25 protein-coding genes are annotated in these 22,082 nt (G+C 55.5%); 11 read left to right on the top strand and 14 right to left on the bottom strand.

The window, feature by feature from the left end:
• Nucleotides 1–4 precede the first annotated feature (4 nt).
• Complete coding sequence (gene ychF, locus K3729_04110) at nt 5–1,102, bottom strand: redox-regulated ATPase YchF (protein ID UWQ99976.1); 1,098 nt, start codon at nt 1,100–1,102, stop codon at nt 5–7.
• A gap of 102 nt (nt 1,103–1,204) precedes the next feature.
• On the opposite strand from ychF, the gene K3729_04105 reads away from it, so the two are divergent.
• Both K3729_04105 and K3729_04100 read left to right on the top strand, forming a co-directional pair.
• Nucleotides 1,205–1,612 (top strand): VOC family protein, encoded by a 408-nt coding sequence (locus K3729_04105; protein UWQ99975.1) that lies wholly within the window; start codon nt 1,205–1,207, stop codon nt 1,610–1,612.
• Nucleotides 1,613–1,688: 76 nt separating this feature from the next.
• Nucleotides 1,689–2,852: an alpha-hydroxy-acid oxidizing protein gene (locus tag K3729_04100; protein UWQ99974.1), complete on the top strand. Its 1,164-nt coding sequence runs from the start codon at nt 1,689–1,691 to the stop codon at nt 2,850–2,852.
• On the opposite strand, the gene K3729_04095 is transcribed toward K3729_04100, so the two are convergent.
• The gene (locus tag K3729_04095) at nt 2,849–4,000 is read right to left on the bottom strand and encodes an MFS transporter (protein ID UWQ99973.1); all 1,152 of its coding nucleotides are present in this window, start codon (nt 3,998–4,000) and stop codon (nt 2,849–2,851) included. The genes K3729_04100 and K3729_04095 overlap by 4 nt on opposite strands.
• A gap of 192 nt (nt 4,001–4,192) precedes the next feature.
• Here K3729_04095 and K3729_04090 point away from each other — a divergent pair, with 192 nt between their 5' ends.
• The 4 genes from K3729_04090 to K3729_04075 all read left to right on the top strand — a co-directional run bounded on the left by K3729_04090 (nt 4,193) and on the right by K3729_04075 (nt 7,186).
• Nucleotides 4,193–4,834: a 50S ribosomal protein L25/general stress protein Ctc gene (locus K3729_04090; protein ID UWQ99972.1), complete on the top strand. Its 642-nt coding sequence runs from the start codon at nt 4,193–4,195 to the stop codon at nt 4,832–4,834.
• 141 nt (nt 4,835–4,975) lie between these two features.
• Complete coding sequence (gene pth / locus K3729_04085) at nt 4,976–5,653, top strand: aminoacyl-tRNA hydrolase (protein ID UWQ99971.1); 678 nt, start codon at nt 4,976–4,978, stop codon at nt 5,651–5,653.
• Nucleotides 5,650–6,801: a beta-lactamase family protein gene (locus tag K3729_04080; GenBank protein ID UWQ99970.1), complete on the top strand. Its 1,152-nt coding sequence runs from the start codon at nt 5,650–5,652 to the stop codon at nt 6,799–6,801. Before pth ends, K3729_04080 begins: the two co-directional genes overlap by 4 nt.
• Nucleotide 6,802: 1 nt before the next feature.
• Nucleotides 6,803–7,186, top strand: coding sequence for a DUF2237 domain-containing protein (locus tag K3729_04075; GenBank protein ID UWQ99969.1), 384 nt, complete (start codon nt 6,803–6,805; stop codon nt 7,184–7,186).
• On the opposite strand, the gene K3729_04070 is transcribed toward K3729_04075, so the two are convergent.
• Genes K3729_04070 through ihfB form a run of 3 tightly spaced genes read right to left on the bottom strand, consistent with a single transcriptional unit; the run spans nt 7,176 to nt 8,477 of the window.
• Nucleotides 7,176–7,820 (bottom strand): phosphoribosylanthranilate isomerase, encoded by a 645-nt coding sequence (locus tag K3729_04070; protein ID UWQ99968.1) that lies wholly within the window; start codon nt 7,818–7,820, stop codon nt 7,176–7,178. The two genes, K3729_04075 and K3729_04070, sit on opposite strands and share 11 nt — an antisense overlap.
• A complete protein-coding gene (locus K3729_04065) occupies nt 7,820–8,182 on the bottom strand; it encodes a LapA family protein (GenBank protein ID UWQ99967.1) in 363 nt (120 codons plus the stop codon). The genes K3729_04070 and K3729_04065 overlap by 1 nt, the downstream gene beginning before the upstream one ends.
• Before the next feature lie 13 nt (nt 8,183–8,195).
• Nucleotides 8,196–8,477: an integration host factor subunit beta gene (gene ihfB / locus K3729_04060; protein UWQ99966.1), complete on the bottom strand. Its 282-nt coding sequence runs from the start codon at nt 8,475–8,477 to the stop codon at nt 8,196–8,198.
• A 647-nt stretch (nt 8,478–9,124) separates the two neighbouring features.
• Between ihfB and K3729_04055 the strand changes: the two genes are divergently transcribed.
• Nucleotides 9,125–9,385: a hypothetical protein gene (locus K3729_04055; GenBank protein ID UWQ99965.1), complete on the top strand. Its 261-nt coding sequence runs from the start codon at nt 9,125–9,127 to the stop codon at nt 9,383–9,385.
• 39 nt (nt 9,386–9,424) lie between these two features.
• On the opposite strand, the gene K3729_04050 is transcribed toward K3729_04055, so the two are convergent.
• Nucleotides 9,425–10,468, bottom strand: coding sequence for an alcohol dehydrogenase family protein (locus tag K3729_04050; protein UWQ99964.1), 1,044 nt, complete (start codon nt 10,466–10,468; stop codon nt 9,425–9,427).
• 138 nt (nt 10,469–10,606) lie between these two features.
• Nucleotides 10,607–12,271, bottom strand: a complete 1,665-nt coding sequence (gene rpsA / locus K3729_04045) for a 30S ribosomal protein S1 (GenBank protein ID UWR00936.1) — start codon at nt 12,269–12,271, stop codon at nt 10,607–10,609.
• A gap of 338 nt (nt 12,272–12,609) precedes the next feature.
• On the opposite strand from rpsA, the gene K3729_04040 reads away from it, so the two are divergent.
• Nucleotides 12,610–13,830 carry a hypothetical protein gene (locus tag K3729_04040; GenBank protein UWQ99963.1) on the top strand — a complete coding sequence of 407 codons (1,221 nt, stop codon included), beginning with the start codon at nt 12,610–12,612 and terminating at the stop codon, nt 13,828–13,830.
• 38 nt (nt 13,831–13,868) lie between these two features.
• Here K3729_04040 and K3729_04035 read toward each other — a convergent pair whose 3' ends face one another.
• Nucleotides 13,869–14,531 (bottom strand): hypothetical protein, encoded by a 663-nt coding sequence (locus K3729_04035; protein UWQ99962.1) that lies wholly within the window; start codon nt 14,529–14,531, stop codon nt 13,869–13,871.
• A 204-nt stretch (nt 14,532–14,735) separates the two neighbouring features.
• Here K3729_04035 and K3729_04030 point away from each other — a divergent pair, with 204 nt between their 5' ends.
• Nucleotides 14,736–15,941 (top strand): hypothetical protein, encoded by a 1,206-nt coding sequence (locus K3729_04030; protein UWQ99961.1) that lies wholly within the window; start codon nt 14,736–14,738, stop codon nt 15,939–15,941.
• 56 nt (nt 15,942–15,997) lie between these two features.
• Here K3729_04030 and K3729_04025 read toward each other — a convergent pair whose 3' ends face one another.
• On the bottom strand, nt 15,998–16,306 hold the full coding sequence (locus K3729_04025) for a hypothetical protein (protein UWQ99960.1): 309 nt from the start codon (nt 16,304–16,306) through the stop codon (nt 15,998–16,000).
• Nucleotides 16,307–16,463: 157 nt separating this feature from the next.
• Here K3729_04025 and K3729_04020 point away from each other — a divergent pair, with 157 nt between their 5' ends.
• Entirely contained in the window at nt 16,464–16,877 is a 414-nt protein-coding gene (locus tag K3729_04020) for a hypothetical protein (protein UWQ99959.1), read from the top strand.
• Nucleotides 16,874–17,458 carry a hypothetical protein gene (locus tag K3729_04015; protein ID UWQ99958.1) on the top strand — a complete coding sequence of 195 codons (585 nt, stop codon included), beginning with the start codon at nt 16,874–16,876 and terminating at the stop codon, nt 17,456–17,458. Before K3729_04020 ends, K3729_04015 begins: the two co-directional genes overlap by 4 nt.
• Here the strand turns inward: K3729_04015 and K3729_04010 are convergent.
• The 5 genes from K3729_04010 to metK form a co-directional block, all read right to left on the bottom strand.
• The gene (locus tag K3729_04010; protein ID UWQ99957.1) at nt 17,455–17,973 is read right to left on the bottom strand and encodes a hypothetical protein; all 519 of its coding nucleotides are present in this window, start codon (nt 17,971–17,973) and stop codon (nt 17,455–17,457) included. The genes K3729_04015 and K3729_04010 overlap by 4 nt on opposite strands.
• A gap of 69 nt (nt 17,974–18,042) precedes the next feature.
• Complete coding sequence (locus K3729_04005; GenBank protein ID UWQ99956.1) at nt 18,043–18,654, bottom strand: cytidylate kinase; 612 nt, start codon at nt 18,652–18,654, stop codon at nt 18,043–18,045.
• Nucleotides 18,651–20,003, bottom strand: a complete 1,353-nt coding sequence (gene aroA, locus K3729_04000; GenBank protein UWR00935.1) for a 3-phosphoshikimate 1-carboxyvinyltransferase — start codon at nt 20,001–20,003, stop codon at nt 18,651–18,653. Before aroA ends, K3729_04005 begins: the two co-directional genes overlap by 4 nt.
• Nucleotides 20,004–20,110: 107 nt before the next feature.
• Nucleotides 20,111–20,824, bottom strand: a complete 714-nt coding sequence (gene trmB / locus K3729_03995) for a tRNA (guanosine(46)-N7)-methyltransferase TrmB (protein ID UWQ99955.1) — start codon at nt 20,822–20,824, stop codon at nt 20,111–20,113.
• Nucleotides 20,825–20,893: 69 nt separating this feature from the next.
• The gene (metK, locus tag K3729_03990) at nt 20,894–22,075 is read right to left on the bottom strand and encodes a methionine adenosyltransferase (GenBank protein UWQ99954.1); all 1,182 of its coding nucleotides are present in this window, start codon (nt 22,073–22,075) and stop codon (nt 20,894–20,896) included.
• Nucleotides 22,076–22,082: the final 7 nt, after the last annotated feature.

Below are 22,082 nucleotides of genomic sequence, written 5' to 3'. Positions count from 1 at the left end.
CGTTTTAGGTGTTGAACAAGAAGTGCAGCACGTCGCCGTCTTTGACGATGTAGCCTTTGCCCTCTGCCCGCATTTTGCCCGCTTCTTTTGACGGTTGTTCGCCGCCCAATGTCACGAAGTCGTCGTAGGCGATGGTTTCAGCGCGGATAAAGCCACGTTCGAAATCACCGTGAATGACACCTGCGGCTTGCGGTGCGGATGTGCCTTCTTTGATGGTCCATGCGCGTGCTTCTTTCGGACCGACGGTGAAGTATGTCTGAAGGTGCAGCAATTCGTAACCTGCGCGGATCAGACGGTCGAGACCGGCTTCTTCCAGACCCATTTCGCCGAGGAACATTTCTGCCTCGTCAGTTTCGAGCTGGGAAATCTCTTCTTCGATCCGTGCAGAGATCACGACGTGGGAATTGCCCTGCTTCGCGGCCATTTCGCCGACGCGGTCAGATTGGCTGTTGCCTGTGCCTGCTTTGTCTTCTTCGACGTTGCAGACGTATAGAACCGGCTTGGTGGTCAGCAGTTGTAGCATTTTCCACTGCTTTGCGTCGTCTTCGTCGATCTGCACAGTCCGCGCAGGTTTGCCGTCTTCAATCGCTGCTTTTGCGAGTTCGAGCAGACGCACCTGATCGACAGCTTCTTTGTCGCCACCGCGTACCTTGCGGGTCAGGTTTTGCAGACGCTTTTCGATGCTTTCGAGATCGGCGAGCATCAGCTCGGTTTCGATTACGTCCGCATCTTCGACCGGATCAACACGGCCTTCGACGTGGGTGATGTCGTCGTCTTCAAAACAGCGCAGCACGTGGGCGATTGCGTCACATTCACGGATGTTCGCGAGGAACTGGTTACCCAACCCTTCGCCTTTGGACGCGCCTTTGACGAGGCCTGCGATGTCGACAAACGTCATCCGTGTCGGGATGATTTGCTTGGACCCTGCGATCCCTGCCAGCGTGTCGAGCCGCGCATCAGGCACAGCCACGTCACCGACGTTTGGTTCGATTGTGCAGAACGGAAAGTTCGCCGCCTGCGCCGCTGCTGTTTTTGTCAGCGCGTTAAACAGGGTCGATTTGCCAACGTTTGGCAGACCCACGATACCCATTTTGAAACCCATTGCAGCACTCTCCGGTTTTGCGTTCCCGCGCTTCTAGGCAGCAACGCTGTGCGCTGCAAGCCAGACTTATGTTACGATCACATCATTACAGGAGGAAAAGCGATGAAAATGTGCCCATACCTGACGTTCGACGGAACCGCGCGTGACGCCTTGACGCTTTATGCCCACGCCTTGGGCGGTGAATTGGCGGAAGTCCAACGGTTCGACGAGATGCCCGAATCCGAGGGAAAGTTCCCGCCAGAGGTCGGCGCGCGGCTGGCGCATGGTCAAGTCCGGTTCGGCGGACAGGTCATTATGGTGTCCGACACGATGGGCAACGATCCGTTTCCGGGCCATCACGGTTTCAACATTCAGACAAATTGGGACACGTTGGAAGAAGCGAAGACCGCATTCGAAATTCTGTCCGAGGGTGGCGCGGTGATCATGCCGCTCGCGCCAACGTTCTGGGCCAGTGCGTTTGGAATTTGTCGGGATCGGTTTGGCGTTGGGTGGATGTTTAACAGCGACTAGCAGGGCTGTGGTTTGGGGTATTGCCAGAACCATGCCTGATTGGTAAGAAATATGCACCAATTTGAGGAATATCCCAATGCCCGTGATTACGAACATCCAAGACCTAAAGCGTATGCACAAACGTCGCACCCCGAAGATGTTCTATGATTACGCCGAAAGCGGCAGTTGGACAGAACAGACGTTCCGCGAAAATACGACCGACTTCGAAAAGATCAGGCTGCGTCAACGTGTGGCTGTCGATATGGCCGATCGGACCACGAAAACCACGATGATTGGTCAGGATGTTGCAATGCCTGTGGGGCTTGCCCCTGTCGGGTTGACTGGCATGCAATGCGCCGATGGTGAAATCAAAGCCGCGAAGGCCGCTGAAAAGTTCGGCGTTCCGTTCACACTGTCGACGATGTCCATTTGTTCGATTGAAGATGTCGCCGAGAACACGGAAAAACCGTTCTGGTTTCAAGTCTACACCCTAAGAGACGATGATTTCATGACCCGTTTGATGGCCCGCGCGAAGGACGCAAAATGTTCTGCCATCATGATCACGCTCGATCTGCAAATTTTGGGCCAGCGCCACAAAGACCTGAAGAACGGCCTGACCGCCCCGCCAAAGTTTACGGCCAAGACCATCGCGGACCTCGCGACGAAATGGTCGTGGGGGATCGAGATGTTGCAGACCAAGCGCCGTTTCTTCGGCAACATTGTCGGTCACGCGAAGGAAGTGACAGACCCGTCGTCGCTTAGCACGTGGACCGCCGATTCCTTTGATCAGTCGCTGGATTGGGCCCGTGTCGCGGAACTGCGTAAGATGTGGGACGGACCTGTGATCCTGAAAGGTATTCTGGACGTTGAAGACGCGAAGAAGGCCGTTGAGATTGGCGCCGATGCGATCATCGTCTCGAACCACGGTGGTCGGCAGTTGGACGGTGCGTTGTCGTCCATCCGGATGCTGGAACAAATCGTCGACGCTGTGGGCGACAAGATTGAGGTCCATCTCGATAGCGGTATCCGGTCGGGTCAGGACGTTTTGAAAGCCATGGCTTTGGGCGCGAAGGGCACCTACATCGGCCGTGCCTTTGTGCATGGTTTGGGCGCGATGGGCGAAGCTGGTGTGACCAAGGCGCTTGAGGTGATCCACAAGGAACTGGACCTGACAATGGCCCTATGCGGGCACCGCGATATCAATACAGTTGATCGTGACACACTGCTTGTCCCGAAGGATTTTGCAGGCGACTGGACTTAGGTCTTTTTCGCATATTTTGGCAGGCGGGATGCCAACAACGCCAGTGGTGCTGCGGATATCAACAGCAGCGCCACGCAGGCGAAAGCGACCCGCAGCCCGTAGCTTTCCGAGATCAGCCCCATGACCATCGGGGCAAAGAAGAAACCTGAAAAGCCGATGACCGCACAGCGGCTGATCGCTTCGGTCCGCAGGTGTGGCGGGACGACTTTGCCGATCAAGGCAAGCCCCATTGGTCCGATCACCGACACACCAAGGCCTAGCGTGCCAAAACCCACGTAAGCCATCCAAGGTGACGCTGCGGTTGCTGCGATGATCGCCCCTGCCGCGGAAACCATAGACGCGATGAGCACGACCTGCGTTTCACGGAACCGTTCCGACACCGCCTGCCCCGAGAACCGACCGACGGCCATCGTGATGCCAAGCATTGCGGGGCCAAGCGCGCCTTCGGCCGCACCGCCACCAAGCGTGCGTTCGACGTGCAGGGCGGACCATGCTTCGACTGTGGCTTCGGACATGAAGGCCACCAAAACAATCGCGCCGCACAGCATGATAGGCCAAAGCGGGTATTTGCCTTGGGTGCCGTCATCGGCTTCGACGTCGGCTATTTCCATGTTCAACATCGGCACCAGCAGAATGGCCACCACCCCGAAACCCGCAAAGACGGGTGTGGGCGGCATGCCTGCTTCGCGGGCGATACCGGTGATGACGGCCGACACCGCATATGCCACCGAAAACATTGCGTGATTGGCGTTCATCAAGGACCTGTTATGCGCGGCTTCCAATTCGGACACCCGCGCGTTCATCACCACGTCCAGCAACCCCGATGCCAGCCCGACAAAACCCAATGCAAAGGCGAAATAGATTGGCGTGCTGATTTCGCCCGGCACCAACCAGATACAGGCCAGCATCACCGCACCGACCTGCATACTGCGCGATCCCAAAATGCGGTCCGCACGCGGCGCGATCCACATGGATGACACAAGGCCAGTCGCCGATCCTAACAAAAGTATCCCGAACAACCCGTCACTTGCGCCAAGCTGGTCTTTCAACACAGGCACATATGCCGCAAAACACCCCCAAAAGAGGCCGACAATGACAAAGGCCGCAGCAGGGCGGCGCGAGATACGCAAGGCTGACAAAATTGACATAACGGAACCGTTCGCACCACTCATCCCAATGATCAAGATGAAATGACTGCGGGCATATGCGACACCACACCCATTCTTCTGCATTTTGGGTCAAAAACCCCTTCCCAAGCAGGCGATTCCCCCCTAATAGGCAGGCTTCACCGGATCGCACACCCTTGGAGGGCGGTCCCATTATTACTTTGGAGAATTCTTATGGCTGGAAACATTCCAGATCTCGAAGCTACGGCTCGCGCGGGGACAGGCAAGGGGGCCGCCCGCTCAGCACGTCGCGAAGGCATGGTGCCTGGTGTTGTTTATGGTGGCGGTGCTGATCCTGTTGCGATCAACCTCGACTTCAACAAACTGCTGACACGTCTGCGCAAAGGTCGCTTCTTGGCGACTTTGTTCAACCTGAAAGTCGAAGGTCAAGAAGACGTCCGCGTCATCTGCCGTGGCGTTCAGCGTGACGTTGTTAAGGATCTGCCGATCCACGTTGATTTCATGCGTCTGCGTCAGACATCTAAGGTGAACCTGTTTGTTGGTGTTAACTTCATCAACGCAGAAAACGCACCTTACGCCCCTGCTGGCGGCATGCTGACAATCAACCGGACTGAGATTGAGCTGCGCGTGACAGCCAACAACATTCCGGAAAGCATCGACATCGATCTGTCCGAAGCCAACATCGGCGACGTGATCACATCCGATAGCGTGACTTGGCCAGAAGGTTCCAAGCCGGTTATCGACCGTGAATTCACAATCGCTGCGATTTCTGCGCCTAAGACTGTTAGCGCGGACGACGAAGAAGAAGGCGAAGCTGAAGCACCAGAAGCAGCAGCTGAGGGCGGCGAAGAGTAATCTTTCCGACTTTTACGATTTCAAAGGGCGTCCCTATGCGGGCGCCCTTTTTGTTTCTTTGGCGTTTTCGAAATTCCCGCCGCCGCCGCGTCACGTGAGAGGTCGCTTGAGGCCCCCGCATTGCATCATTAGGATACCTGCATGAAACTTATCGTAGGCCTTGGTAATCCCGGCACAAAATACGCAGGCAACCGTCATAACATCGGGTTTATGGCGCTGGATCGCATTGCATCTGATCACGGGTTTAGCCCGTGGCGGTCGAAATTTCAGGGTCAAGTCTCTGAGGGGCGGTTCGGAAGCGACAAGGTTATCCTGCTGAAGCCTGAAACCTTTATGAACCTGTCCGGTCAATCGGTCGGTGAAGCCATGCGGTTTCACAAGCTCGACCCTGCGGATGTGATCGTCTTTCACGACGAAATTGATCTGGCCCCTGCAAAAGTGCGCGTCAAAACGGGTGGTGGACACGCGGGCCATAACGGATTGCGGTCGATCCATAGCCACATCGGTCCTGACTATGACCGTGTTCGGCTTGGCGTTGGGCACCCGGGTCATAAAGACGCGGTGCCCGGCTTTGTGCTGCGTGACTTTGCCAAGGCTGATCAGGATTGGTTGGACGATGAAATGCGCGGCATTTCCGACGGTATTGATCATCTGGTTGCGGGCGACAGTGGCAAGTTCCTGAATGCGGTTGCCTTGCGCGTCGCCCCACCGCGGTCGTCCACAACAAAACCCAAGCCAGAGAAGGCCAAGCCCGCCCCCGCGCCGGAACCCGAAGACACCCGCACCCAAATGCAAAAGCTGATGGATCGTTTCAAATGACGTATCCTCGCATCGCCGCCGCAGTTGTTCTGGCAGCATTGGCGGGCTGCGCCGTAAAATACGAAGAAATCGGTCGTTTGATGGCCGTTCAAAGTCTGTTTTCAGAAGACGACATCACCAACAATTTCTCGAATATGGGCGCTGCATTTCTGACAGTGCCCGTATCGCGCGGCGAAGGGCCTGTCAGTGAACTGCCCACAGGATCGACAGCCACGCTGCCTGCCGAAATCGATGCGTTCATCACAGACCGCAACGTCACCGCCCTGCTTGTTCTCAAAAACGGGCAAGTGGTGTTCGAGGATTACCACCAAGACACCGATGCGAACGATTTGCGGATTTCGTGGTCCGTCGCAAAAAGCTTTCTTTCAGCTTTAATGGGCGTGTTGGTGGATGAAGGCACGATCGAAACCATTGATGCGCCGGTCACCCAGTTTGCGCCAAGCTTGATCGGTTCAGCATACGACGGCGCGACGATCAAAGACGTTTTGCAAATGTCATCCGGCGTCACCTTTGACGAAGATTACCTGAAATTCAGCAGCGATATTAACCGCATGGGGCGTATCCTTGCGCTAGGTGGATCGATGGACGGGTTTGCTGAGGGGTTGACCGAAACCTTTGCGCCCGCAGGTCAGCAATGGCAATATGTGTCGATTGATACCCATATTTTGGGCATGGTGATCCGTGGTGCCACCGGTCGCACGATCCCTGACCTGTTGAGCGAAAAGATAATCGCGCCGCTTGGGTTCGAGGCTGAGCCGACTTACCTGGTCGACGGTTACGACGTGGCATTTGTCTTGGGTGGCCTGAATATCACGACACGTGATTATGCCCGCTTTGGACAAATGATTGCGCAGAATGGTCAGTGGCAGGGCCAGCAAATTGTCCCTGCTGACTGGATCGCCGCCTCTACCGTGCCATCTGCGAATACCGCACCCGGAAATACCGGATATGGCTATCAGTGGTGGATTCCTGTGGGCGCGACCTCGGGCCAGTTCATGGCGCGTGGCATTTACGGTCAGTACATCTACATCGACCAACCAAGGAACGTTGTCATTGTATTGAATGCCAGTGACCGCAATTTCCGTTTCGCAGGCGTGAACCGTCAAAACGAAGACATGTTCCGCGCCATCGCAGAAAGCCTAGACTGATATGGAAAAAGATCCGTCATTCAACGTCCTTGGCAGCACGTTGCAGACCTGTTCGCTTGATCCCGTGACGGGTTATTTTCGCAATGGCGCCTGTGACACCTGCGCTGCAGATCAGGGCAGCCACACAGTTTGCGCTGTGATGACCGACGAATTTCTCGCGTTTTCCAAATATGTGGGCAACGACCTGAGCACCCCGCGCCCTGAATTCGGCTTTGCAGGGTTGAAGGCTGGAGATGGCTGGTGCCTGTGTGCGTCGCGTTTCCTGCAAGCCCACGAAGAAGGCTGCGCGCCGCGCGTGAACCTTCATGCGACGCACGTGCGTGCGTTAGAAATCGTGCCGATTGATGTTTTGCGTGATTATGCAGTCGACGAGATCAGCGAGTAGCTGCTGCAACAAATGCGTTGATTAGGTCGGCTGATTTTTCGCCCGGTGCCGTTTCCACACCCGATGACACATCAACTTGTGGCGCTTTGGTCAGCGCCACTGCTTCGGACACATTGTCAGGTGTTAACCCGCCAGCAAGCATCCATGGCGTCGGCCACCTGCGGTTCGCAATTAGGGTCCAGTCAAACGACAGGCCATTACCGCCCGGCAAATCAGAGTTTTTCGGCGGCTTTGCATCGACAAGCAACATGTCGGCGGCCAGTGCGTAATCATCGAGCGCAGGCAGATCGTCAGCATCAGCAACGCCAACCGCTTTCATGACTGGCAGACCATAACGCGCGCGCACTTCTGCAACACGTTCTGGCGTTTCAGACCCGTGAAGTTGCAGGACATCAAGCGGCACATCCGCAAGGATCGCATCGAGCAAGGCATTGTCAGGGTTCACGACCAACCCCACCTTCGCAATTCCGATGGGCGCGGATTGCGCTAATGGTGCGGCTTGGGCGATGCTGACGTTGCGCGGCGATTTCGGAAAGAAAACAAGCCCCACGTAATGGGCCCCTGCCGATACGGCAGCATCCATCATGGCCTGATCGCGCAGGCCGCAAATCTTAACACGGGTGTCAGTAGGCATCAGGCTTTGCCGGTCGGACCTTCGAGCAGAGCAAGCACATCATCTTGATTGCCGCCCGCTTTTTCCGTTTTCAGCGTATCAACTTCGCGCTTCAGCTGGTGCACTTCGCGGGCCTTCTTGCGGCCTTCGACACGAATGCGGTGTTCGCGGATCCATTCCCAGAAGAAACCGATCAAAAGACCAACGCCGACGCTGACGAAAATGATGATGAACATCGGCAGCGATACGTCTGGCGATATCGCCAACATATCAGCCAGCGCTGGCGGCATCGCGCGGACCGTCACAAAGTCACGGTTGGCCAGCCCAACAAGGATCAGAACAAGGGCAACGAGTGCCCAAAAGGCATAACGGATCGTTTTCATCAGTTGTTTACTTTCAGCCGCCGTTGAGACGGTCGCGCAGGAGTTTACCGGTCTTAAAGAAAGGCACGTGCTTTTCTTCTACCTCAACCGATTCACCGGTACGAGGGTTCCGGCCTATTCTCTGATCACGTTTCTTTACCGAAAATGCGCCAAATCCGCGCAGTTCGACCCGATCGCCATTAGACATCGCATCAGTGATTTCTTCGAAAATTGTATTCACAATTTTTTCGACATCACGTTGGTAAAGATGCGGATTTTCGTCAGCGATCTTTTGGATCAATTCGGATCGGATCATGGCAGTGGCCCCCCAAAGGCAGTCAGGCAGTATCCGCAGGTCTATTCCTGCTTTCCGATGACTGTAGCCGCAAAATTCTGTTCACGGAATACACCGACGCGGGGAAATTGTATGAAAATACACCTGATTGGCGGGTTCAGCCCTGCCTGAGCCACATCAAATAAAATATTTTCCGGTGTTTTGAGCATCATAAGGCAAGTCACGTTGGCGCATACGTCCCCGATTCGCCGGTCTGGAACAGTGTTTCGGGGAATGCCCCTGCCGATTTCGTCGTGGTTTTGGGATGTCTGGATTGTTGCATTTTGGCAACAATACGGATGGGTCATGCGATTGATCGAACTGAGACCCTTGATCGAATCCGCTCCTCCACTACGCATACCGCACTGCAACCACACAACCTAAGGAGGGTATCGCATGTATAATTTCGAACGCTTACATACCCTTTGGGCGAATTTTGCAGTGGCTATGACTCCGTCAGGCGCAGGTTCTCGCGCTTAAAGCCGCATCGGCATTTCGTGCCATCCCATCCCAAAACTTAACAATTTGATCCCCTTATTGGCTGCCGCAGTTTGTCTGCCGTTTGCCGACCGGATCTTCATCAGTAAAGGAACGGTTTCGCTCGTGCGCGACCGGAAAACGTGACGACAATGAATGCACTTCCTATCAAAACACCAACGCCACAAGAGATCATCGACGATCTGGTTGCCGAATTCGGCATCAAAAAGGTGGTTCTGGCAACTGTCGCAAGGCTGTTCAAGCGAACCCGCCCACCAGACCTTGCAGTTGAAAAGCAGCCCGGCGTTGACGGTTTGAGCGACCGGATGCGGGCGGACATTGGTCTGCCGCCTCAGGATCATGCGCAACAGTTCAAGATTGACCTGATCACCATGGGGCACATGAAGTTCTAAGAAACAGCGCCTCGCCTTTGCGGGCGGGGCGCGATCCACCTAGCCAGAAACGTTCAGAACGAATTTGCCGATGTGGCCTTTGTCTTGGAAGTCTTCCTGCGCCTGACCGATGTCACGCAATGGGTAAGTTTGCGCGACCAATGGCGCGATGTCCCCGTTTTCGATCCGCTTGACCAAATTCCCGAATACCTCTGGTTCGATCACGGTACAGCCAAAGAAACTGAGGTCTTTCAGGTAGAGCGTCCGCACATCCAGTGTGACCATGGGTCCCGCGATAGCACCCGAAACCGCATACCGGCCTTTGGGGCGTAACACATCAAGCAACGCAGGCCACGACGGCCCCGCAACAAGGTCGATCACAACGTCGACGGCATCTTTGCCAAGTGTCGCGATCAGGTCGTCCTTGCGGTCCAACGTCTGTTTGGCACCCAGTTCTTTCAGCGCATCTGCCTTCGCAGCAGACGTGATTGCGATCACCTCTGCCCCGCGCGCCTTGGCCAATTGCACAGCTGCGGACCCGACGCCGCCGGATGCACCGGTTACGAGAACGGTATCGCCTGATTTCACAGCCGCACGTGTCAGCATGTTTTCAGCTGTCGAGTAGGAACATGGGAAGGACGCCAGTTCGATATCGGTCATGTCCGTTTTCACGGGATGAGCGTAACGGGCGTCGACCTTGGTAAATTCAGCAAACCCGCCGTCACATTCGGACCCGAAGTACCATGGCGGCGATTTTGTTTCGCCATTTGCCACGTGGATACAAGGTTCGATCAGGACCCGTTCGCCGATCCGTGCTGGATCAACATCCGCACCGACCGCAACGATATCGCCGCAGACGTCTGCGCCCTGCACGCGGGGAAAACCAAGCGGTGTGTCGGACCAAGATGCGTCATCTGCGCCTTCTTTTGCATACCAGCCGATACGCGTGTTGATGTCGGTGTTATTCACGCCAGCGGCCGCCACGCGGATGACTACGTCGCCCGCTGCCGGTTTTGGTGTTGGCAGATCATCGCGCCAATCCAGCATTTCGGGACCGCCATGCCCCGTCATTACAACGCCGAACATCGTATCTGGTAAAGTCATCTGGGTCCCCGATCTTGTGACAGACAAGACACCTAACAACGATTGCCAGCCAGTCAATTGTTCCGGCGCCTGACGCTACGCACAAAAAAGGCCCCGCAATTGCTTGCGAGGCCTTCTTCAAGTCTTAAGGGGTAACGATTACTCGTCGCCGCCCTTCAATGCTGCACCAAGGATATCGCCCAAGGAAGCGCCGGAGTCGGAAGAACCGAACTGCTCAACTGCTTCTTTTTCTTCAGCAATTTCACGTGCTTTGATGGACAGACCCAGTTTGCGTGTCTTGGAGTCGATGTTGGTGACGCGAACGTCGACCTTGTCACCAACGCCGAAACGCTCTGGACGCTGCTCTGCACGGTCACGGGACAGATCGGAACGACGGATGAAGGATTTCATGCCTTCATAGTCAACTTCGATGCCGCCTTCTTCGATCTTAGTCACTTCAACAGTGATGATCGAACCGCGCTTAGTGCCGCCGATTGTTTCAGCGAATGGATCGCCGTCGAGCGCTTTGATGGAGAGCGAGATGCGCTCTTTCTCAACGTCAACTTCAGCAACCTTAGCTTTCACGATGTCGCCCTTGCGGAAATCGCCGATGACGTCTTCGCCGCGGCCTTCCCATGTCAGGTCGGACAGGTGAACCATGCCGTCGATGTCGCCTTCGAGGCCAACAAACAGACCGAATTCGGTGATGTTTTTGACTTCGCCTTCAACTTCAGTGCCCTCAGGGAACTGTTCTGCGAAGACTTCCCATGGGTTGCGCTGTGTCTGCTTGAGACCAAGGGAAACGCGACGCTTGGCTGAATCGATTTCCAGAACCATGACTTCGACTTCTTGCGAAGTAGAAACGATTTTGCCTGGGTGTACGTTTTTCTTTGTCCAAGACATTTCAGAAACGTGCACAAGACCTTCAACACCTGGTTCCAGCTCAACGAATGCGCCGTAATCAGTGATGTTGGTCACGCGACCAGTGTGGACAGATTCCATTGTGTACTTGGCTTCAACAGCGTTCCACGGATCGTCCTGCAGCTGCTTCATGCCGAGGGAGATACGGTGTGTCTCTTTGTTGATCTTGATCACCTGAACCTTGATTGTCTCACCGATTGTGAGGATCTCGGATGGGTGGTTCACACGGCGCCAAGCCATGTCTGTCACGTGCAGCAAGCCGTCAACGCCGCCGAGGTCAACGAACGCACCGTATTCAGTGATGTTCTTAACCACGCCGTCAACTTCCTGACCTTCAGTCAGGTTGCCGATGACTTCAGCGCGCTGTTCAGCACGTGATTCTTCGAGGATGGCACGACGGGATACAACGATGTTGCCACGACGACGGTCCATTTTCAGAATCTGGAATGGCTGCTTAAGACCCATCAATGGGCCCGCATCGCGTACTGGGCGTACGTCAACCTGAGAACCCGGAAGGAACGCAACAGCGCCGCCCAGATCTACAGTGAAACCACCTTTTACGCGGCCAAAGATTGCGCCATCGACGCGCTCTTCGTCAGCATATGCTTTTTCCAGACGATCCCAAGCTTCTTCGCGGCGCGCCATCTCACGAGAGATAACAGCTTCGCCACGGGCGTTCTCAACTTGACGCAGGAACACTTCAACAGTGTCGCCAGCAGCCAGTTCAGCTTCTTCACCAGGGTTTGCGAATTCTTTCAGATCAACGCGGCCTTCCATTTTGTAGCCGACGTCGATGATAGCTTGGCCCGCTTCGATCGCGATAACCTTGCCTTTGACAACTGAGCCTTCGCTCGGTGTGTCCATTTCGAAGCTTTCGTTCAAGAGTGCTTCAAACTCTTCCATTGTGTTAGCCATGAGGCGTCGTTTTCCTAACGTTTAGTACTGTGTGGGCCAAGCGGTTGTGTCCGCCGGTCTTGGGTTTCGGTTTGGTCCAAACGTTTGTTTCGAACATAAAACAACAGGGCTGGCGCAAACCAACCCTGCTCGAGTCTCATATCCGCGCCTGTTTCGACGCTTAGACAAGGCGGCGTATAGGCCGAGTTTGCGTTAATAGCAAGGGCCGCGGTGCAAATTCGTAGGGGTTGCATGCAGGTCACATTCCGCCGGTTTCGCGCCCTGCCCGTTTCATTTCCGTCGGGGCAGTATTTCCCTAGGCTGTGTTCCGTCTTATCTGAACACCTATGACGAGTAGTTTACTAATGATGCCTTACGGCCAATCGAACGCGGACCACCATGATGCTGGTCCTGCCTTTACCAGCGATTTTCTGGACGACGACCGTGTCGTGATCCCGAACGATGGTCATGGCTTTCGCGGCACGCACGGACGTGCGCCCAAACGCCCGATGACCGGCTTTCAAAAAGCCTACGGTCGGGACATGCGCATCCAGTCGTTAGCTTTGCCTGCCGCGGTCCGGTATTTGAAGCATCGCCGTGATCATGACATCGAACAGGTGATTATTCGCAGCGGAGCCAAAGGTGGACGCGCCTTATTGGGGGTCAAGAAGGGCGACCGCGATATTGATGGTATTTTCCGCAGTGCGACCGGTGAAATTTCATTTATCCTCGACAGTTATCTATCACAGGCCCGCGATATTATTGACATCGCGGCACGCAAACGCCGCCCTGTTTCCCGTGTGATGATCCCGTTTTTGCATGGCGAAGCAGACAAAGGCACCCCCTACGCGGTCTATCTCGCGGAATTGACCGCGATGATGGACTACGTCGATCAGGCATTTGCCGATATGGACCTGCCCGTTCATTGGTTAATGGCCCAACCGTCTGGTACGTCGCCAACCCATGCCGGCAACGCCTGGCAGAACCGGATGGCTATCCAAGATATTGCGGATACGCGCGAAAACGCGTCCTGCGTGATTGCAAATTACGGATACGAATTGGCTGACGCCGCCCACCTAAATGCCCGCAGCAAGGTCATGGCAGGTGAATTGATCGGGATGCAGGCCGCTGCAATCGACAATGGCCGATATGTGCCGCACATCCGTCCGGATCACGTGACTGCATCGGATAACACAATTACCGTCACGTTCCGCGGCGCACCTAAATTAGAGATCGACCGCACCCGTTTTCCGCAGCCTAGATGCAACTTTGGCTTTCAGGTGATGGGGCAAGCGGTGGATTTCGTGGAGGCCGTCGAAGTGTCAGAAGACGGCGCACTTCGTCTGACCTGTGCCGGTCCGCTGCCTGCGCAGTTTACACTGAACTACGCATTCGCGTCGCGCACCCATGCTGATCCGACAGAAGACACATCCTACCCCTTCGGGCGCGGCTGTTTGCGTGAAGCATGGATTGGTGCGTCGCTTGTTCTACCCGGCGAACAGTTACTACGGTGGGTGCCCGGCTTTACGATTGGTGTCCGCAATGAGGCCAAGTCAAAAGCAGCTTAATCGCTACTCTTGATCTGTCACGCCGCCAAAAGCCTGCGTTAATGGCTGCTGCTGGTTGTGGTGACTGAAGAGCTTGCCGTCACGATGTCAGAGATCATGTCGTAAGTACCGGTGTCGGGTTCCAGTGGATCACCAAAGATGGCTTCGTAAAGTTGGCCTAAGAACGCATCTTCGTCGCCGACAACAATGACGCCGTATGGGGAATAGCTTGGCACATAGAACCCGTAGCGCCACCACAGAACCCACGAGATTTCATCGGAGTTATTGAGCGCACGGAAGGTCCAGTTCGCGGCCTGAGGGAAGTTTTCACCTAGGCCACGCAGCAAAAGATCCTGAATAGCGCCTGGATTATTCAGGGAATTATTGATCAAAGTCTTCGGCAGGACAATCAATCCGGATTCAGAAAAGACGATGGCGCTAATCCCAGTATCGGCGACCGGTTCGACATCTACTGGATAATAATAATCGGAGGTATCTTCGTCCGCGACGAGACCCAATGTAGGCAATTCGGGCGGAACCCTATCAACAGGATCGGGCTGAGATTGCCCAACATTCGGTTCTTCGGGGCTTATCGGAGTGTGGGTATCATCGATGCGGATAACGGTCGGCACATCGACGTCATCAATCACCGGATTTGTTTGCGCGCCACCACAGCTGATCAAGGCAAAAAAGCAGATAGCCGCCAACGTAGGTTTCAACAAAACACATTCCAAATTCAGTTAGTTTAATACTTGTAAACAGATGTCGGATATCCATTCGCGGGTCACAACACAACTGAAAGGTGAAAAAGTGTTACTGTATTGAACCGCAGCCCCACATCCGCATCCGATTTTTTCAAATCTTCGCCTAACTCATGCCCCAAATGTCAGGCCTAACATCGCGCTATGACGCACAGCATACTTTTCATGTCCTTCGGACAATCCAACGCCGATTGTCACAACGCAGGACCCGCATTCGACCAGCCGATCTTGGATGACTCCCGGATTGTGTTGCCGAATGACGGTTTCGGGTTTCGCGGTGTCATGGGACGCCCCCGTACCAAAGTGATCGACGGGTTTGTGCCGTCTTATGGATTTGACCCCAAATGCCAGTCCAGCGGTGTCGCGACCGCAGTCCGTTTTCTGCACGACGTGAAAGACGCCAACATCGGCCAAGTCATCGTCCGTAGCGGTGCAAAAGGTGGCAGACCCCTTGTCGGCCGGATCCACCGTGACCGCGTTATCGAAGGCATCTTTCGCGAACATGACGGTACAGCATCCATTTTGATGTTGAGCATGATCGAGGATATTCAACAGATGGCCGCTGCCGCGGACGAAATGGGACAACCCATTGATCATATGTTCATCCCGTTTTACCACGGCGAGGCCGATCGCAACACGCCCCGCGCGGAATACATCGCGCTGCTGACCCAGATGATGGACATCATAGACGGCGCGGCAAATGATCTTGGCATACCAACGACATGGCTTTTGACCCAAGCGTCCGGTACCGCACCAATGCACAACGGAAACGCGTGGGAAAACCGGTTAGGTATCAAAGATATCGCTGATATTCGTCCGAATGCCGCGTTTGCCAACGCCAATTATGCGATGCCGCTTTTCGATTCCGCGCATTTGGATGCAACTGGCAAAGTGCTTACAGGCGAACAAGTTGGTCGATGCGCCGCCCGCATTCACAATGGGCAAATGCCACCCGCGCCTATCGCGCCGATATCGGCGACCACCGACGGATGTTCTATTCACGTGCAGCTACGCACCCCTGCAACGACCGTCATTGACCGCGAATGCGTCCCTGCACCGCGATTTACCGATGGATTTGAGGTCACTGGCCAAGCCGCCGATTTCGTCCAATCAATCACCCCAACCGCAGATGGTCATTTGACATTGACCTGTGCTGGTCCGGTGCCTGCGGGATGTCAGCTTAACTACGCATATTCCCGACGTTCGCATAACGACCCGACAGAAGACGTGCTTTACCCGTTTGGTCGGGGATGTTTGCGTACGACGCAAAGCGTTGCGTCGCTGATTTTGCCGGACCGCGAATTGCACGATTGGGTGCCGGCCTTTTCGATTGACGTCACACACCCCGACGCCTCTGAACAAGCTGCATGATATCGTGACGACGCCTGCCACCGCGCTTTATGTGACGCGGTGACAGGCCCGATGCCTTAATCCGTTGCGGCAGCTGTTGTTACGCTGGTCACTGCAACAGTCGTGGTCGTCACTGCGACGATGAGATCAACAATCTCGTCCGCTTGTTCCTGTAGATCACCGTCCAATTCCGTATCGATGATGTCGCGAATTTCGTCTTCATTTTCGATAACGATTGGGATGATTTCGTCAGGCAGATCATCCACGATATCTTGCGGTAGACGCGTCGTGCCCCCGTTGGAGCCGCCCAAGCAACCCGCCAGCATGACAATCGCGACCGCACCCGTCGCTTTGGTCAAGACATTGCCCATTTTGGAAAAAGCCATTTCAATAATCCTTTTGTTTTCACTGCGACGTAGGCTTACGAGCAACCTGTAAACAAAGGCTCTACCGATGGTGGGTCGTACAAAAGTTTACGTAAAAACTTGCAAGCCGCCCAACATTCCAGCAGTGATTGTGCACGTGGAAATCAGGAGCAGCGCAATGACACTTAATGAAGCAATGGCCGAATTTGGACCTTCGTGGTTGCGGGTCTGGTTGCCGCTTTTGATGCTGGGCGGGTTCGTTGCGCCAGTGGTTTTGATCTTCTGGAGCAAGACCCGCATGATCGGGATCATTTCGATTGTCGCCAGCCTGATCGCTGCCTTTGCCATCGACTACATGTATAAGCAGATGGGCTATGTGAAATTGCTTGGTCTGCCGCATATCATCATGTGGACCCCTTTGATCGTTTACCTGATCATGCAAAATCGGCGTGAGGATTTTCCGACATGGCCGAAACGTATTCTGACCTTCATGATTGTCATTATCGGGATTTCGCTGGTCTTCGATTACGTTGATGCGGTCCGTTATTTCTTGGGCAACACCATGCCACTGGTGATGTACGACCCTGCGTGACCGCCTTTTCCACAGGATTGGCGCTGATCTGGTTTGCAGGCTTTTGGCTGCTGACCCGTGACAAGGCGCCGAACCTGTGGCGGCTATTCATCGGGATGTTTGCCTGCGTTATTGGCGTGGGCATTGCTACTGCGGGGATTTGGCCCATGATCGCAGCGGGCTATCCAGACGACAGTTACTGGACACTTGGCATCGCGGGGCGCGCGGGCGTTCTTGGCATTAGTCTATTTGGGATGGCGGGCGTGTTTTGGCTGTTTGCGGTCAAGACGCGGATCATATTGTCCGTAAAGACGCAGGTGTCCGGCACAGCATGGGCCTTGTTCGATATTGCAATCGGTATGTTGGTCTTTGGTGTGGTCCTCACGGTATCGCCGCAGGTCTTTTACACCTTTTATCAGTTCATCTTTGAAGGCTTGCCATCGCAATGGGTCGTCGACGGCCTGTTCGACACGCCACATTTGCAGGCTATCGCGACGTTTCAGGCCAACGCCAATCTTGCCGATCATATTGCGGGTGTAACGCTGTGGGCCATCGTTCCGTTTACAGGCTGGCTACATCTGCAACACTGGTGGCGCGGCTAAATATCCTGCCCTTTTTCGAGCAATTCTTCCAGCAGCTGCGCCTGAAGCCCAGAACTATCCCCTGCCCCGAATTGCGCAGCACCTGATGTGTAAAGACTGCCGTAGGTCTGGGCCACGTTGACGGTCTGGGCGATACCCGAAATCAGCTGATCACGTTCCAATTCACGCAAGGGGTGGATGAAGACGCCCCACAGCCGTCCCATCGCAATCGCGTAACGGGCATCAAGTGCACTGTCGAAATTGGCTTGCAAGACGCGTTCCATTTCTTCGGATGTCATGCCTTCGACAGACGAAATCGGCACCATTGCACGCATCCGGTTCGCGCGGACGTCGGCCACGATCAGGACAGGCACATCATCAATGACGAATTCCAGACCATTGGGGGTGACATTCGCATCTTCGTCCAGAACCAGCACAATTTCGGCCAAGCGTTCCATCGTCATATGCGGTTCCGCCTCTTGGGCGGCAAGCGGCGTGGCGGTCAGCAGTGCTGCTGTGATCATGGCGCGAAACATCGGTGGTCTCCTTCGGGTTATCCAAAGGCTAGCCAGATATTGCCACGCTGGCGACCAAAATGACTGTGATCAATTGTGACGGGCTGTGTCCACTGCCGAAATCGCGGCGGCAACTGCCTGTTCGATCGACATATCGGACGTGTCGATCAAAGTCGCATCGTCAGCCGCGACCATCGGTGCTGCGGCCCGTTCGCTGTCACGCTTATCGCGTTCCTGCACATCGGCAAGCACACCTGCAAGCGTCACATCGTGGCCTTTGCCAGCCAATTCTTTATAGCGCCTTTCAGCACGACAGGCTGCTGATGCCGTGACGAACAGTTTCACATCCGCATCAGGGCAAATCACGGTGCCGATATCACGACCGTCCAAGACAGCCCCGCCATCGCGGGCAGCGAATGTGCGTTGGAAGTCGACCAACGCGGCGCGAACCTGCGGAATCACGGCGACTTCGCTTGCCGCTTGTGCGACAGCAGCGGTGCGCAGGCTGTCGTTTTCTAGGTCGGATGGATCAAGCGTCTCGGCCGCGTCTATCGGTGCGAGCCCTGCGATTACCTTTGCACCGACGGCGCGGTACAACAGGCCAGTGTCCAAGTGGGCAAATCCGAAATGGGCTGCAACCGCCTTGGAAATCGTGCCTTTGCCAGCTGCAGCAGGCCCATCAATCGCGACCGTAAACGTCATGCGTTTGACCGGACCAGCTGTGCGCCAAGCGCGCCCATGAGGCTTTCAAAAATCGGGAAGGACGTGGCGATTGGCGATCCGTCATCCACGGTCATCGGCTTGTTCGACGCCATGCCCATGACCATAAACGCCATCGCGATCCGGTGATCCAGCACGCTGGCCACCGTGACACCACCCGGCACGTTGCCGTGGCCCAAACCAGTGACTTTCCACCAGTCATCGCCTTCATCGACGGTGACACCAGCGGCACGCAGGCCTTTGGCCATTGCGTCGATCCGGTCGCTTTCCTTGACGCGCAATTCTTTGACGCCTTGCATGTCGGTCACACCTTCCGCGAAGGATGCAACGACCGACAACACCGGATATTCATCGATCATGCTGGCCGCACGTGCCGGTGGCACAGCGATCCCTTTCAGGTTCGGCGAGAACTTCGCGCGTAGGTCAGCAACGGGTTCGCCGCCTTCTTCGCGCATATTCTCATAAGTCAGGTCCGCGCCCATTTCCTGCAACGTGGTGAACAGGCCCGCACGGGTCGGGTTCAGTCCAATGTTCGGGACAAGCACGTCGGACCCCGGCGTGATGATCGCTGCACAGACAGGGAACGCGGCAGAGGACGGATCGCGCGGCACGATGATATCCTGTGGTTTCAGTTCCGGCTGGCCGGTCAGCGTGATCACGCGCCCTTCATCCGTTTCTTCGACGGTCAGTTCAGCGCCAAAACCTGCAAGCATCCGTTCCGTATGGTCGCGGGTTGCTTCTTTTTCGATCACGACAGTTTCGCCGGGGGCATTGAGCCCCGCCAGCAGAACGGCGGATTTTACTTGGGCGGATGGCACCGGCACAACGTACCGCACAGGCAATGGATCAGCAGCACCGACCAACGTCATCGGCAAGCGGCCACCGGTGCGGCCAACAGTCTGCGTGCCAAACAGGGCTAGCGGATCGGTGACGCGGCCCATCGGGCGGCTGTTCAGCGACGCATCGCCCGTGAATGTTACGGTGATCGGGCTGGTGGCCATCGCGCCCATGATCAGCCGAACGCCAGTGCCTGAATTCCCGCAGTCAATCACCTGTTCAGGTTCTGCAAAACCGCCGACGCCCACGCCGTGAACGGACCATTCGCCGCCACCGTGATCTGTGACCTCTGCACCAAAGGCACGCATGGCTTTCGCGGTATCCAAGACGTCTTCGCCTTCCAGCAACCCTGTGATGCGGGTTTCACCGACTGACAATGCGCCCAAGATCAACGACCGATGCGAGATCGACTTGTCACCCGGAACATTGGCCTCGCCTGTCAAAGGCCCACAAGGGCGGGAAGTCATTGGAATGGGTGTGCCGTGGCCAGACATGCTGCGCTCCGTATTATGTGTCAAACGCGTCTACCTTAGGTCGCCCATTGGGTCCACAACGCGTTATTTCTTTTGGTCGTAAATACCTCCGCCGGAGGCCCCCGCCATCAATCCCGGCGGAACGTCATATAGTGTGGCGTCCGGTCTTCGCGGATCGCTTTTTGTTCGTAACGGGTGGAATGCCAATCGTCCCAAGCGACGCGCCAGTCTTCTGGACCTTCAGCGGTCCATGTGAAACCGGCCTTCGGCACTTCTTCCATCGTCTGGCGCACGTAGTCTTTGATGTCTGTGGCCACACGGAATTCAGCGCCCGGTTTCAGGACACCGTGCAAGGGTACAAGATGTTCTTGCGTTACGAACCGCCGACGGTGGTGACGCTTTTTGGGCCACGGATCAGGGTAGTTCAGGAACACCTTGGAAATCGATTCCGGCGGCAACACGTCAAACAGATCACGTGCATCACCCGGATGCACCGCGAGGTTCGACACGCCAGCTTTGCGGATTTTACCCAACAGCATCGCCACACCGTTCAGGTACGGTTCACAGCCGATCAAGCCGATATCCGGATAGGTCGCGGCCATATGCACCATATGTTCACCACCGCCGAAGCCGATTTCGAGCCAGATTTCTTTGCCACCAAACAATGCGTCCAGATCAATCGGGGTCCGGTCCGGGTTTACATCCCAGTCAACAGCACCCGGTGACAATGCGGCGAGATCCTCATCAAGATATTCTTGCTGGGACGACCGCATGGTTTTGCCTTTGAAGCGACCATAAAAGTTACGCCAAGGGGCGCCGGAGGGGTGTTTGTCTTGTGTCATGGGCTGCGATGTAACAAGGGCAGACCGCTTGCGCAATCTGCCCTGATATTCGTCTCGTGTAATTGCGGCTTAAACGGCAGCTTTCAGGGCATCAACCAGATCGGTTTTTTCCCAAGAGAACCCACCATCTGCATCCGGCGCGCGGCCAAAGTGACCGTAGGCGGCTGTCCGTGCGTAGATCGGGCGGTTCAGTTGCAGGTGTTCGCGAATACCGCGTGGTGTCAGGTCCATCACTTCGGCGATGGCTTTTTCGATCTCGGTCTCGTGGACTTCGCCGGTGCCGTGCAAGTTCGCGTAGATCGACAGCGGTTTGGCCACACCAATCGCATAGGACAGCTGGATCGTGCATTTTTCAGCCATACCAGCAGCCACAACGTTTTTCGCGAGATAGCGCGATACGTAGGCGGCAGAGCGGTCAACCTTGGTCGGGTCTTTGCCGGAAAACGCGCCGCCACCATGCGGGGCCGCACCACCGTATGTATCCACGATGATTTTGCGACCTGTGAGACCCGCATCACCGTCTGGACCACCGATGACGAAAGTACCTGTCGGGTTCACCCACCATTTGGTTTCTGGCGTGATCAGACCGTCAGGCAGCACGTCGCGGATGTAGGGCTCGACGATCGCGCGGATGTCGTCGCTTGTTTGCGTTTCGTCAGAGTGCTGCGTGGACAGAACGATGGATGTGACTTCAACCGGCTTGCCGCCAGCGTAGCGCAAGGACACCTGGCTTTTCGCGTCAGGGCGCAATGTTGGTTCAGTGCCGTCTTTGCGCACTTCGGCCAAACGCCGCAGGATCGCGTGGGAATACTGGATCGGAGCTGGCATCAGTTCTTCGGTTTCAGTTGTGGCGTAACCAAACATGATCCCTTGGTCGCCAGCGCCTTCTTCTTTGTCCACTGCCGCATCAACACCCTGCGCGATATGCGCGGATTGTTCGTGCAAAAGGTTTGTGACCTTGCACGTTGCGTGGTGGAATTTGTCTTGCTCGTAGCCGATGTCTTTGATGGCGCCGCGCACGATGCCTTCAACCTGACCCATGTATTCTGTCAGCTTGCTTTGATCGGACAGGCCAACCTCGCCGCCAACAACGACACGGTTTGTCGTTGCGAATGTCTCACAGGCGACCCGCGCCTCTGGTTCTTCTGCAAGGAACGCATCCAGAATGGAATCCGAAATACGGTCGCAAACCTTGTCAGGATGCCCTTCGGAAACGGATTCCGAAGTGAAAATATAGTCTTGTCTGGCCATGAGGTAG

Source organism: Rhodobacteraceae bacterium S2214 (assembly GCA_025141675.1).
Taxonomy (GTDB): domain Bacteria; phylum Pseudomonadota; class Alphaproteobacteria; order Rhodobacterales; family Rhodobacteraceae; genus Yoonia.
This window is presented reverse-complemented; position numbering and strand designations above follow the sequence as displayed.